The 13404-nt window shown below is 71.0% G+C and carries 6 protein-coding genes; 1 reads left to right on the forward strand and 5 read right to left on the reverse strand.

What is annotated here, in order from left to right; genetic code table 11:
- The first annotated feature begins 146 nt into the window (after nt 1–146).
- Nucleotides 147–8573 (forward strand): SpvB/TcaC N-terminal domain-containing protein, encoded by an 8427-nt coding sequence (locus tag DSM112329_RS23330; protein WP_354698957.1) that lies wholly within the window; start codon nt 147–149, stop codon nt 8571–8573.
- A gap of 64 nt (nt 8574–8637) precedes the next feature.
- On the opposite strand, the gene DSM112329_RS23335 is transcribed toward DSM112329_RS23330, so the two are convergent.
- From DSM112329_RS23335 to DSM112329_RS23355, 5 genes are read right to left on the reverse strand one after another with little or no spacing between them, the layout of a single operon-like run.
- Complete coding sequence (locus DSM112329_RS23335; RefSeq protein ID WP_354698958.1) at nt 8638–9810, reverse strand: ABC transporter substrate-binding protein; 1173 nt, start codon at nt 9808–9810, stop codon at nt 8638–8640.
- Between the two features lie 40 nt (nt 9811–9850).
- Nucleotides 9851–10621 carry an ABC transporter permease gene (locus tag DSM112329_RS23340; RefSeq protein WP_354698959.1) on the reverse strand — a complete coding sequence of 257 codons (771 nt, stop codon included), beginning with the start codon at nt 10619–10621 and terminating at the stop codon, nt 9851–9853.
- Complete coding sequence (locus DSM112329_RS23345) at nt 10622–11461, reverse strand: ABC transporter ATP-binding protein (RefSeq protein ID WP_354698960.1); 840 nt, start codon at nt 11459–11461, stop codon at nt 10622–10624.
- Complete coding sequence (locus tag DSM112329_RS23350) at nt 11458–12384, reverse strand: ABC transporter permease subunit (protein ID WP_354698961.1); 927 nt, start codon at nt 12382–12384, stop codon at nt 11458–11460. The genes DSM112329_RS23345 and DSM112329_RS23350 overlap by 4 nt, the downstream gene beginning before the upstream one ends.
- Nucleotides 12381–13403, reverse strand: a complete 1023-nt coding sequence (locus tag DSM112329_RS23355; protein WP_354698962.1) for a TIGR03842 family LLM class F420-dependent oxidoreductase — start codon at nt 13401–13403, stop codon at nt 12381–12383. The genes DSM112329_RS23350 and DSM112329_RS23355 overlap by 4 nt, the downstream gene beginning before the upstream one ends.
- Nucleotide 13404 lies beyond the last annotated feature (1 nt).

Below are 13404 nucleotides of genomic sequence, written 5' to 3' on the forward strand. Positions count from 1 at the left end.
CACCGACCACGGTGTTGTGGTTTTCCACGGTGACAGCGGTCGCATGGCGCGGGAGGATGGCCGCTGGCCAGGATGGCCGGGGGTGACGACGGAGGCGCGAGCGGAACGGGACCCGGCGCGCGGAGATTGACGTGGGGAGCGGTGGCATGAGCAGGCAGCGGCAGCGGACGGCGTGGGGACGACGCATGGGCAGTGGGGCGGTCGTCTTGGCGGCCCTGGCTGCGCTCCCGACCACCCCGGCACCGGCCCGCGACAACGCCGAGCTGCTCGGCGCGAACGCCTCGACGCTCGTCCGGGAGCCGATGATCCGCCCGGCCGGGCTGGGCACCGACCCGATCGAGAAGCTCCGCTACGGCAACCCGACCGAGGGCATCGACCTCGTGACGGTGCCGGAGGCGAGCCCCAGCGGCGACGCCGAGCTCACCCTCCCGATGAGCATCCCGGCCGGCCGCGGCGGGGTCCAGCCGGACCTCACCCTCGGCTACAACTCCAGCGGCGGCCCGGGATGGGTCGGCACCGGCTGGGACCTCGACCTCGGATCGATCGAGGTCGACACCGGCTTCGGCGTCCCGCGCTACGACGAGGACCTCGAGACCGAGACCTACACGCTGGACGGCGACCAGCTCGCGCCGAACGCCATCCGGACGGAGTTCCTCCCCCGCGATCGCGGCCGCGCCGACTTCACCCGCCGCGTCGACACCGAGGGCGACCTGATCATCCGCCACGGCGACGACCCGACGGACTACTGGTGGGAGGTCCGCGACAAGCTCGGCGGCATCCGGTGGTACGGCGGCTACCCCGACACGGGCGGCTTCGACGGCGTGCGGGTGCCCGGCAGGGACCTGGACGAGCGCGCGGTCCTGCGCACGAAGCCCGGCGGCCCGATCTACCGCTGGGGCCTGACCGCGGTCCGCGACGTCGGCGTCAACCTGATGCGCATCCGCTACCAGAAGGTCAGCGGCGAGCGAGTGGGCCGCGACCAGGAGAGCCGCGGCACGCAGATGTACCCGCGCGAGGTCCTCTACACCGCTCGGTCGGACGAGAGCGTCGAGGACGACACCGGGGACCCGGCCTGGAAGGTCGTGTTCCTCCGCGACGACGACATCGACCCGCAGCCCACTCCGCGCAAGGACGTCATCGTGGACGCGTCCGGGGGCTTCCTGCAGGTGACCTCCGACCTGCTGCGACGGATCGAGGTGCGCACCGGGGTGCAGAACGACGACGGGTCCCTGCGCGACTTCACGACGCTCTCGAAGGCCTTCGACCTGCACTACACCGAGGGGGCGTTCGGCAAGGCGATCCTCACGAAGGTCGACCAGCGCGGCACCGACAACACGGTCTTCGCGCACAACGACCTCGACTACTTCGACGACGCCCGCGACAGCGGCGGCGGGTACGAGGGTTTCGAGGGCGAGGCGTCCTGGGACACCGGCAACGACGGCCTGGCCACCGACCTGCTCAGCGCCTTCGGGTCGAGCGCACTCGGCGCGACCGAGTCGGACTCGGGCGATGCGAGCGCGTTCGTCGGGTTCAACCCGACGAGCCCCACGAAGAACCTGGCCATCGGCGGCTCGGTGAGCGTCAGCGGCGGCGCCGGCCGCTCCACCATCGAGTTCCTCGACATCAACGGCGACAGCCTGCCCGACAAGGTCTACCGCAAGGGCCCGGGCGACGTGCGGTTCCGGCTCAACACCTCGGGGCCGAGCGGGTCGACCACCTTCGGCCCGTCGCACGGGATCGACGGCCTCTCGGCGCTGTCGACCGACTTCGACATCGGCATCAACGCCGGCCCCGAGGCGTACGTCGGGGTCTTCGCGACGCAGTTCAGCACCGGCGGCTCGGTGTCGGTCGGCGAGGACTACTTCGCCGACGTGAACGCGGACGGCCTCCCGGACTACGTCACCTCCGGCAAGGTCCTCTTCAACCACCTCGAGGGCGGCGTCCCGACGTTCGAGGACACGAGCGACGGGACCAAGGTCCCGATCGGCGAGCGCGACCTCGAGGTCCCCGACATCGAGAAGCTCGATGAGCTCGAGCAGGTGCAGCGCGACAACTCGCCGGTCCAGGACACCGTCCGCCGCTGGGTCGCGCCCTATGCCGGCACGGTCGACATCGACGCACCCGTCACGTTCGACCCGCCGCCGGACACCCGGACGCCGCCGGTGCCGGACGACGACGGTGATGGCGTCCGCGTCTCGGTCCAGCGTGGCGACGACGTGCTGTGGTCGGACACCCTCACGACGCCCGGGAGCGAGGCGACCCCCACCGACGTCGACGATGTCCACGTCAACCGCGGTCAGGCCATCTACTTCCGCCTCCAGACGGGCGACGACGCCGCGCGCGACCAGGTCCGCTGGGACCCGGAGATCCACTACGACGACTTCGACGAGAGCCAGGAGGGCCCAGGTCGCGACGTCAACGGCCGGCTCGAGCGGACCTACCGCGCGTCGGGCGACTTCACGCTCGCCGGACGGCCGGCCGTCCCGATGGTCGCCCCGCTCGACGGCGTCGTGCGCTTCGAGGCCACGCTCAGGAAGCCGAAGCTCCTCACGGACCAGCTCGCCGTGGTCGTGCAGAAGAACGGGGTGGATGTCCTGCGCCGGGTGATCCCCGACCGGGAGACCCACCCCGACGGCCTCTCGCTCAGCGCGAACATCCCCGTCGTCGCGCCGACCGACACGACGGCCGACAAGCTCTCGGTCCGGCTCGAGGTCGACACGGACGTCGACGTGGCCTCGCTGGACTTCAAGCCGCGCCTCTTCTACACGTCGGCGCAGCGCGACGGCCAGACGATCCCGACGAACCGGCCCGACGGGTCGCTGGCCCTGGAGATCCCGGTCCTGCCGTACATCGACCTCTACCCGTCGAGCTCAGCGGTCGCGCCGCCGGAGGGCGTCGCTGTCATCGGCACCGGGGTCCGGGCGAACGTCGTCACGAACGGCGCGCAGCCCGGGACGCGGGTCGTGCTGTCGCTGAAGAGCTCGGACGGCCTCGTCGCCAAGAAGGCCGCGACGATCAGCTCGGCCGACCAGTTCCACCAGACCCCCATCACCATCGGCCCCGACGAGATGGACCGCGAACTGGACGGCCCGACCTGGATCGACCTCACGTTCGCGGACCCGAGCGCGTCGGCGATCCTCGACGACGCCACGAAGGTCACCGAGCTCATCGGCGGCATCGGGCAGTCGCTGCCGTTCACGACACGCTTCCAGGGCCCGCAGGGCTTCTTTCCGCTGCCCTACCGCGGCTGGGGCTACGCGGGCTATTCGTCGACGGGCGCGATCGACACTCCGCTCGACGAGGACGCGTTCACGTTCCGGGAGGACGACTTCCCGAAGACCGCGCCCACCGGCTGGAGCGTCACGGCCTACCCCGACCCGTCCCGCGGCCGTGCGTACCCGTTCATCCCGTACTCGCTGCCGCTGACGAACGCCGCCGGGCAGCAGACGGGCACGGCCGACGTCTGGCGGGGCGCCAAGGACAACATCGTCGGCGGGGCGACCTTCGCGCGCGCCTCTCGCCGCGGTGTCGACGACCCCAGCGACGTGCAGGGCTTCCAGCCGTCGGCATCCGAGGGAGCCGGCGTATCGGCTCCGCGGCGGGTGGGTGTCAGCGCGCCCCAGTTCTCCTTCAACGCCGCGGCCCTCCAGCTGAACGGGTCCTTCGGCGGGACGCCGAGCTACGGCCTCGTCGACTACATGGACCTCAACGGCGACGGCTTCCCCGACGTCGTGACGCCGGACAACATCGAGTACACCGGCCCCCGCGGCGCGTTCTACGACGACAACGGCGACCACGACTACGACGCCCCGGCCATCGTCCGGCAGGACTCGATGCTCGGGTTCGGCGCCGGGTTCGCCGGCTCGGCGATCAGCCCGAAGGGCGACGACAAGGGCCAGGGCGGCACGTCGTCCGGCGACGGCAAGTCGACGAAGAGCGGACGCTCGCGGCGGATCGCCTCGCAGGTCGCGTCGAGCTTCAACCTCGGCGGGTCGTTCGGGCTGGAGACCTCGTTCTCGAACCCGTCGCTGACCGAGGACGCGGTCGAGGAGCTGCCGTCGACGGCAGCGCCGACGCTCGAGTCCGACTACGCGGACGTCAACGGCGACGGGCTCGCCGACCGGATCGAGGCCTCGCCCACCGAGACCACGGTCTCGCTGAACCTCGGCTACTCGTTCGCCGCCCCGATCGCCTGGTCGAACGGCGGCTTCGAGGCCGGCGTCACGATCTCCGGGGCGCTCGGGATCGCGCCCGGGTTCCAGTACAACAAGCGCGAGTTCGCGGGCGGGCTGTCGTACAACGAGGGCGTCTCGCTGGCCCAGACCACCTGGTCGGACGTCAACGGCGACGGGATCCTCGACCGGCTCACCAAGCAGCCGGACACGAACATCACCGTCGCGTTCGGCACCGGCGCGGGCTTGATGGAGGACACCGACTACGGCCGCTGGACGGAGGGCACGATCGGCCTCCAGGGCGTCGAGGGGATCCGGCTCGGCGAGCAGATCGTCCAGGACCGCAGCCGCTCCCTCGGCGGCGGCCTGGACTTCACCTTCGGGATCGGTCCGCTCTGCACGTTCCTCTGCTACATCGTCGTCAACCCCGGCCTGCACTACGACCGCGAGGTCGGCAACACGACCGTCGACCTGATCGACGTGGACGGCGACGGCGCCCCCGACTCGGTCAGCAGCCTCGCCGACGACAGCATCCAGGTACGGCGCAACCGCGTCGGCCGCTCGAACCTGCTGCGCTCGGTCTCGAACAGCATCGGCGGCGAGCTGCGGCTTAACTACAAGCGGGCGGGGAACACGGAGAAGAACCCCGACGGGCAATGGGCGCTCGCGAGCGTCCAGGTCGACGATGGCCACGCGGGCGACGGCACGGACGTCGAGCTGCGCACGTTCGAGTACGAGGACGGCGTGTTCGACGCCCTCGAGCGCCAGCCGCTCGGCTACGGGAAGGTGACGGAGACCGTCCGCGACTTCCGCGGCGACGGCAACCCCGCCGACGACCCGCAGGTCCAGCGGATCGAGCGCACCTACCGCAACGCGACGGTGTTCGACGCGGGCCTCCCGACGCGCGAGAAGGTCTTCGGCGCCGACGGCAAGCCCGTGCGCGAGTCGGTCAGCACGTGGGTCACGGCCGAGCTCGAGAACGCCACGGCAGTCGATGCACTGGCGATCGCGCGCAACGAGCGGCTGCGGTTCTCGCTGTCCCCGCGTCGGACGAAGCTCGAGGAGCGCTCGTTCGCCGCCGACGGCAGCGTCGGCCAGGAGACGTGGAACGACTTCCGCCACGACGAGCTCGGCAACGTGATCTGGCAGCACGACGAGGGCGCGCCCGAGAACGACCAGGACGACCTGATCGCCGTCACGAGGCCGTCGGACTGCACGACGGGCCACCTGCAGGACGAGGAGGACGACGGCAACGACCCCGACGAGGACCCGTCCGGGTTCGTCTGCGGAGTGAAGCTTCCCGAGGGGCGGATCTCCCCCCTCTTCGACCTGGACCGCTGCGCCACCTGGACGAGCATCCCGGCCGAGTACACGGTCACGGACGGCGACGGGAAGGTGCTGCGCCACCGCGACGGCAGCCCGGAGCTGTGCGACAACAGCTCGGTCACGCACCTCGTCGAGGACACGGGTCCGGGCACCGCGCAGGCCATCACGAACCTCGAGTACGACGACTGGGGCAGCTACAACAAGATCACCTACCCGGGGGTCACCGAGGCCGCCCGGTACGGGGTCGAGTACGTCTACGACGCGAACACGCACTCGCAGGTCGCGAGCGTGAAGGACACCTACGGCCTGCAGGCGAGCGCGACCTTCGACGGGGCCACCGGTCGGATCACCTCACGGACCGCTCCGAACGGCGCGCAGACCCGCTACGCCTACGACCCGCAGCACCGGCTGAGGTCGGTCACCGCCCCCGGGGAGACCAAGCCGCAGACCATCCAGTTCGAGTACCGCACCCTGGCGCAGGATCCGCTCGTGATCGCGCGCCACAGCGACCCGGCGCGTCCGGGCGACCCGATCGAGACGGTCGCGTTCGCCGACGGCCGCGGGCGCGTCACGCAGACCAAGCGCGATGCGACCGTCACCGGCGATCCGGCACCGGCGAACGTCATGGTCGTGGAGGGTGCCTTCGACCGCGACGCGCTCGACCGCACGACCAGGACCTTCCAGCCGACCGAGGAGCCAGTGGGCAGCGCTCACGTGTTCAACCCCGTGCGGTCCACCGTCCCGCCGACCCAGACGGCGTACGACGACGCGGGGCGGGTCAGGACGGTCACGTACGCCGACGGCGGCGTCGTGCGGTCCGACCACGCGTTCGGCAGCGACGAGGGCACGGGCGGCACGAAGGCCCGGCAGGTGACGGTCACCGACCAGGAGCAGAAGGTGAAGCGGACGTCCACCTCGGCGCGCGGCGACGTGCTGGCCGTCGAGGAGCGCGGCACGGGCGCCGGCCCGGTGCGGCGCACGCGCTACGGATACGACGCGCTGGGGACGCTCACGACCGTCGTCGAGCCGGGCGGCGGCACGACCACCCACACCTACGACCAGCTGGGCCGGCGGCGGTCGACCCGGACCCCCGACGCGGGCCTCACGGAGCTGCGCTACGACGCAGCGAGCAACCTCGTCGCGAAGGTGACGCCGAAGACGCGGGCGACGAGCACGCAGATCGCCTACTCGTACGACCAGGAGCGGCTGCTCGCCGTCGACTACCCCGACGCCGCGACCCCGGACGTGACCTACGCCTGGGGTCCCGCGACCGGGCCCGCGAACGCGCGGGGTCGTGTCGTGAAGACCACCGACGGCGCGCGGGACCGGACGGTCGAGTACGACGCCTTCGGGCGCGTGACGAGCGAGACCGCGCTCATGAAGGTCCCGGGCTACGACGTGAACGCCATTACCCGCGCGGCCAACACGTACGTGACGTCATTCACCGCGGACCTGCTCGGCCGGCAGCGGACCGTCACCTACCCCGACGGCGAGGTGGTCACGAACGGGTACGACGCCGGCGGCCTGCTGAACCGCGTCGAGGGCAAGAAGGGCGGCCAGACGACCGTCTACGTCGACCGGCTGGAGTACGACCGCTTCGGCGCCAAGCGCCTGCAGGTCAACGGCAACGGCACGCGGTCGACCCAGGCCTACTCGGCACTGACCCGGCGGCTGCAGCGCAAGATCACGACGACCCCGACGCGCGAGGTGCAGGACCTGAACTACACCTACGACCTCGTCGGCAACGTCAAGCGGCTGAACAACGACCTGCCGCCGCTGCCCGCGGGGGCGACGTCGATCGCACCGGGGTATCAGAACTACACCTACGACGACTCACACCGCCTCGCGGCGGCCGACGGCTTCTACACCGAGCCGAACAGCAAGACGCGGAAGTACACGACCGCGCTCACGTACGACCTCGCGGGGAACCTCGCGAGCCGGCAGCAGACCGATCAGCGCATCGGGCCCGGCACGAGCACCAGCACGCTCGCGCCGACGAGCTACTCGCGGACGTACACGTACGACCCCGCGACGGCACACCGCGTCAAGACGTCCGCCGGCCGCACGCTCACCTACGACGCGGACGGGAACCTGACCGGGTGGGCGGTCTCGTCCTTCGGCCTCGCGCGGAAGCTCACCTGGGACACGGCCGGGACCATGCGCTCGGCCGCCGACCGGCAGACGGCGACGTACGTCTACGACGCCGAGGGGCAGCTCGCGATCCAGACCGGGCCGGTCGGGCGCCCGGTGTTCGTGAACCCGTGGTACACGGTGGACACGACCGCGAACAAGCTGACGAAGAACATCTTCGCGGGTCGCGAGCGGCTGCTCACGAAGATCGTCGCACCGACGCAGCCCGAGCTCGGCCAGCGCTGGCTGCACACCGACCTGCAGGGCAGCGTCACCGTGATCACCGACGACAAGGGGGCGGTCCGGCAGCACACGGAGTACTTCCCCGGCGGTGAGCCGTGGATCGTCGACGGCCCCGAGACGAGCGTGAGCTACCAGTACGCCGGCACCCACACGTCGCTGGCCGGGGACATGGTGAACCTCGGCGTTCGCTGGTACGACCCGCGGGACAGCCTCTTCACCGCCCCGGACCCGCTGCTGGCGGACGATCCCGCTGCCGTGATCGAGGACCCGCGGCTGCTGCCTGCCTACACCTACGCCGAGTCGAACCCGCTGCGGTTCGTCGACCCGGCAGGCACCGACGCCGAGGACGCCCAGGCCACGCAGGTCGCGGCGCTCGGGGCAGCCGGGGCGGCGCCGGCCACGGAGGGCGGCGAGGCGGTCGGTCCCGGGCTCGGCATCCGGCCGGGCGAGCGGCCTTACGTGGCCACGCCGCGCGCGGGCTCGCGGATCGACCGGGTGCGGTCGACACTCGAGCCACTCGGCACCGCGTCGCTGTTCAGCTACGGGAAGACCAAGGGCAAGGACGGCAAGAAGCGCTTCGACGTGTCCTTCGCGCCGGCGCTGAACAACCTCAGCGAGTTCTCGCTCCGCAACGCCCCGGGCAACATCCGGTCCGGCTTCAACAAGCTGCGGCGGGCGTTCTCCTCGGGCAAGGGCGGCTGAAGCCGGGCGGCCGGTCCGTCGTCGCGATGACGGCGGGCCGGCCGACGGTCGAGCGTTCAGGCGGTCAGGAGCCGCCCTCCTTCAGCGCCACCTCGATCGGCTCGAAGTCCGCGCCCTTGGTGTCCTCGTCGGCCAGGGCCGCCAGCGCCTTCGTCGCGTACTCGTTGGTGTAGGCGAGGCCCTCGGGGGCCTTCTTGATGACGGTGTCGCCGTCCTGGTTCTTCGTCGTCTGCGCGATCTTGACCGTCTGCTCCCAGGCGGCCTCGTCGATGATGCCGATGCCCTTCGGCGACGGCCAGATCAGCTTGTTGACCTCGTTCGCCTGCCACAGCTGGTGGCTCGCGCCGAGCTTCGAGCCCTTGGCGACGACGATGTCGCGGCACTCCTCCGGGTTGTCCCGGCAGTAGATCCAGCCCTTGAAGGAGCCCTCCAGGAACTTGACGGTCTGGGCCTGATAGGCCGTGTCGGACTCGAGCTTCTCGGTGTTGGCCCAGATGGCGTCCTGGAGCATCGCCGTCCCCTGCTCGTTCCAGTCGATGACGGTGAAGTCCTCCGGCGTGAACAGCTTTCCGGTCTTCGGGTTCTTGGCCTCGAGCACCTGGGCGTACTCGTTGTAGACCATCGCCTGGGCGGCGTCGATATCGCCCTTCAGCAGGGCCTGCATGTCGAACTGCTGCTGGACGAGCTTGACGTCCTTGCCGGGGTTCAGGCCCGCCTTCGTCATGCCGGCGAACAGCTCGAACTCGTTGCCGAAGCCCCAGTTGCCGACCTTCTTGTCCTTGAGCGCGGCGGCGGTCTTCAGGTCCGCGTCCTTCTTGGAGACCTGCAGCGTGCCCGACCGCTGGTAGACCTGCCCGACGTCCGTGATGCCGGCGCCCTGCTCGCGCGACTGCAGCGCCTTCGGCACCCACGCGATCGCGTAGTCCGCGTTGCCCTGGGCGAGCACCGTCTGCGGGACGATGTCCACGCCGCCCTCGATGATCTCGACGTCGAGCCCGGCGTCCTTGTAGAAGCCCTTCTCGACCGCCGCGAAGTAGCCGGCGAACTGGGCCTGCGTGAACCACTGCAGCTGCAGCTTCACCTTGCTGAGCTTGACGGGGGCGGCTGTGCTGGTGGTGCCGCCGGCTGCGGCCGCGGGGGTGCTGCTCGAGCTGTCGTCGTCCGAGCCGCACGCCGACAGCGCCAGCAGTGAGGCGGCAAGCGCGGCTGCCACGGCGCCGCGAAGGGTCCTGGTCACGAGATCTGTCTCCTCTTGGAATTGGGTCGTTTGGTGTGTTTCAGGTGCTCGCACGGCTGCGTTGCCATGGCATGGCCAGGCGCTCCGCCAGCAGCGCGACGAGGTAGAACGCCAGCCCGAGGCCGATCGCAGCCGTCACGATCGCCCACGCGCGGGGGTAGGCGGAAGCTGCGGCGGCCGACGTGATCGCCGGTCCGAGACCCTCCTGCAGCCCGCCGAAGTACTCCGAGACAACCGCCGCGATGACCGCGGTGGACGAGGCGATCCGGAGTCCGGTGAAGAAGAACGGCAGTGCACCGGGGAGGCGCACGTTCTTGGTCATGGTCCACGGGCTCGCCGCGTACGAGCGCATCAGCTCGGCGTGCACCGGGTCCACCTGCCGCAGGCCGCGCAGGGTGTTGACGAAGATCGGGAACGCGACGGCGATGATGATCACGAGGCGGCGCGGGGTCGTCGACGTGGACGTGAACATCGTGTTGAAGATCGGCGTCAGGGCGACGATCGGGATCGTCGCGACCGCGGCCGCCAGCGGCGTGAGCATCTCGTCGAAGGTCCGCAGGCGGGACGCGAGCAGCGCCAGCGCCAGGCCGATCAGCAGGCCGACGGCGAGCCCGACGAGCGCGTTCTGCCCGGTGGCCCAGGCCTGCTCGAGGATGCGGTCGTGGTTCTCGCGCAGCTGCTCCCAGATGGCGCTCGGCTTCGGGAGGACGAACGGCTCGATGTCGCGGACGTTGACGAAGACCTCCCAGAGCGTCAGGAAGGCGATCCCGAACAGCAGTGGGGGCCACGCGGCGCCGAACGCGCGCCGCACCTACCCCAGCTCCTTCTTCAGCGCCGGGGGCGTGGCGGGGACGGCGGCGACCGGGTCGGCCGCGGCGCCGGCGTTCTCGGGAAGGCGGCCGCGGAGCGCCTCGCGCACCTCGGTGACGCCGGCGTAGAAGCGGTCCGACTCCCGCGTGTCCTCGTCGCGGGCGCCGAGCGGGACCTGCACGACGTGCGTGATCCGCCCGGGACGCGGGGACATGACCACGACCCGGTTCGCGAGGAAGACCGCCTCCGGGATCGAGTGGGTGACGAACACGACGGCGGCGCCGGTCTCGGCGCAGATCCGGATCAGCTCGGACTGCATGCGCTCGCGCGTCATCTCGTCCAGGGCGCCGAACGGCTCGTCCATCAGCAGCAGGCCGGGCCGCGGGGCCAGCGCCCGGGCGATCGCGACGCGCTGCTGCATGCCGCCGGAGAGCTGGCTCGGGCGGTGGCGCGCGAACTCCTCCAGGCCCATCAGCGCGAGCAGCTCCCGCGAGCGGGCCTTGCGCTCGGGCTTGCCCAGGCCGGCGAGCTCCAGCGGGAGCTCGACGTTCTTCTCGACGGTCCGCCACTCGAGCAGGCCCGCCTGCTGGAACGCGAACCCGTAGTCCTGGTCCTTGCGCGCCTGGGCCGCCGGCTTGCCGGAGACGAGCGCCGTACCGGTCGTCGGCTCGATCAGGTCCGCGATGACGCGCAGGAGCGTCGACTTGCCGCAGCCGGACGGTCCGATCAGCGCGACGAACTCGCCGGCGCCGACGGTCAGCTCGACGCCATCGAGCGCACGGGTTTCGCCGAACTGCTTCCCGACCCCGGTCAGCTCGACGGCGTTGGCTGCAGGCGTCATGACAGCACCTTCGCGGTCGCGGTCCCGGCCGGGATGCGCGGCTCGCGGACCGCGGCCTCGGAGACCGTCACCGGCTGGTAGCGCCGCAGCGCGAGGTCCAGCAGCGAGATCGCGGCGACGGCGACGAGCCCCATGAGCGCCGCGCCGATGATCGGGGCGTAGACCTTCGCCGGGTCACCGGTCGCCTGCTGGGCGTAGGAGATGATGAGGCGGCCGATGCCGCCCTGGCGGCCGGTCGAGATCTCCGCGACGACGCCGCCGACGACCGCCGCGGCCGCCGCGAGGCGCAGCGACGGGATCAGGTACGGCACGCACGAGGGCAGCCGCAGGACGAGGGTCGTCCGCCACCACGGCGCGGCGTAGGACCGCAGCAGCTCCTGCTGCACCGGCGTCGGCGAGCTCAGCCCGCGCAGCGCGCCGATCGCGACCGGGAAGAACGCGAGGTAGGCGGAGATGATCGAGACCGACATCCACGGCTTCCAGTCCTGCCCGAGGATCGAGACGTTCGCGCCCCACCCGTACACGAGCGGCGCCAGCGCGATCAGCGGCACGGTCTGCGAGAGGACGACGTACGGCAGCAGCGCGCGCTCGACGATCCGGACGCGCTGCATCGCCAGCGCCAGCAGGAAGCCGACGACGACGCCCGCCACGAAGCCGGCGAAGGCCATGCGCAGCGAGTACCACATGGCGTTCGCCACGGCGACGAGGACCGTGTCCCCGCCCGTGACCTCGTCCTCGGTGAACTCGCTGAGGACCTGCGAGAGGTGCGGCATCGACGCGTCGTCGGACCGCGGCAGGATCTGGCTGCCCGAGAGGCTGACCCCGTCGTCCGGGACGACGGCCTTGTAGAGCTCCCAGAACGCGGCCAGGATCAGCAGGGCGATCACCGGCATGAGGGCCCTGCGGACCCGGGCTGCGGTCATTGCTTGGCCGCCTCCCGCGCGTTGACGAACGGGATGACCTGCTCGCCGTAGGCCTGCAGGGTCGCGTCCTTCGCGTCGTGCTGCAGGTACAGGGCGAACTGGTCGACGCCGAGGGCCTCGAGCTCCTTGAGGCGCTCGACCTGCACCGACGGCGGCCCGATCAGGCAGAAGCGGTCCACGATCTCGTCCGGGACGAACGACGTGTGGTCGTTGCCGGCCTTGCCGTGGTCGTTGTAGTCGTAGCCTTCGCGGCCCTTGATGTAGTCGGTCAGCGCGGTCGGGATGCCGGCGCCGCCGCCGTCCCCGTAGCGCGCCACGATGTCGGCGACGTGGTTGCCGACCATGCCGCCGAACCAGCGGCACTGGTCGCGGCCGTGCTGCAGGTCGTCGGTCACGTACGCCGGCGCGGCGACGCAGATCTTCACCGACGCAGGGTCCTTGCCCGCAGCCTCGGCGGCAGCCCGGACGGCCGCGATCGACCACTCGGTGATGGCGGGGTCGGCGAGCTGCAGGATGAACCCGTCCCCCACCTCGCCGGCGAGGGCGAGCGCCTTCGGGCCGTAGGCGGCGACCCAGATCGGCAGCCTGGAGTCCGGACTCCACGGGAACTTCAGCGCGCTGCCCTTGTACTGCGCGGTCCCGCCGTTGGCGAGTGCGCGGATGACCTCGATGCACTCCTTCAGGTCGGCGAGCTTCACCGGCTTGCCGTTGATGACCCGCACCGCGGAGTCGCCGCGGCCGATGCCGCAGACCGTCCGGTTTCCGTACATCTCGTTCAGTGTCGCGAACAGCGACGCGGTGACGGTCCAGTCGCGCGTGGCGGGGTTCGTGACCATCGGCCCGACGTGCAGCTTGTGCGTCTCGTTGAGGATGCGGCTGTAGATGACGAACGGCTCCTCCCACAGCAGGTGGGAGTCGAACGTCCACGCATGGCTGAAGCCGTAGGTCTCGGCCCGCTTGGCGAGGTCGATGACGCGTGCGGCGGGCGGGTCGGTCTGCAGGACGACGCCGAAATCCATG

This window comes from Paraconexibacter sp. AEG42_29 (genome assembly GCF_040581415.1).
Taxonomy (GTDB): Bacteria; Actinomycetota; Thermoleophilia; order Solirubrobacterales; family Solirubrobacteraceae; genus Paraconexibacter.

What these genes read in the sequence shown, in the direction of transcription:
- DSM112329_RS23330 (WP_354698957.1), top strand. Translation starts at nt 147, where the DNA reads ATGAGCAGGCAGCGGCAGCGGACGGCGTGGGGACGACGCATGGGCAGT.
- DSM112329_RS23345 (WP_354698960.1), bottom strand. Translation starts at nt 11,461, where the DNA reads ATGACGCCTGCAGCCAACGCCGTCGAGCTGACCGGGGTCGGGAAGCAG.
- DSM112329_RS23350 (WP_354698961.1), bottom strand. Translation starts at nt 12,384, where the DNA reads ATGACCGCAGCCCGGGTCCGCAGGGCCCTCATGCCGGTGATCGCCCTG.
- DSM112329_RS23355 (WP_354698962.1), bottom strand. Translation starts at nt 13,403, where the DNA reads ATGGATTTCGGCGTCGTCCTGCAGACCGACCCGCCCGCCGCACGCGTC.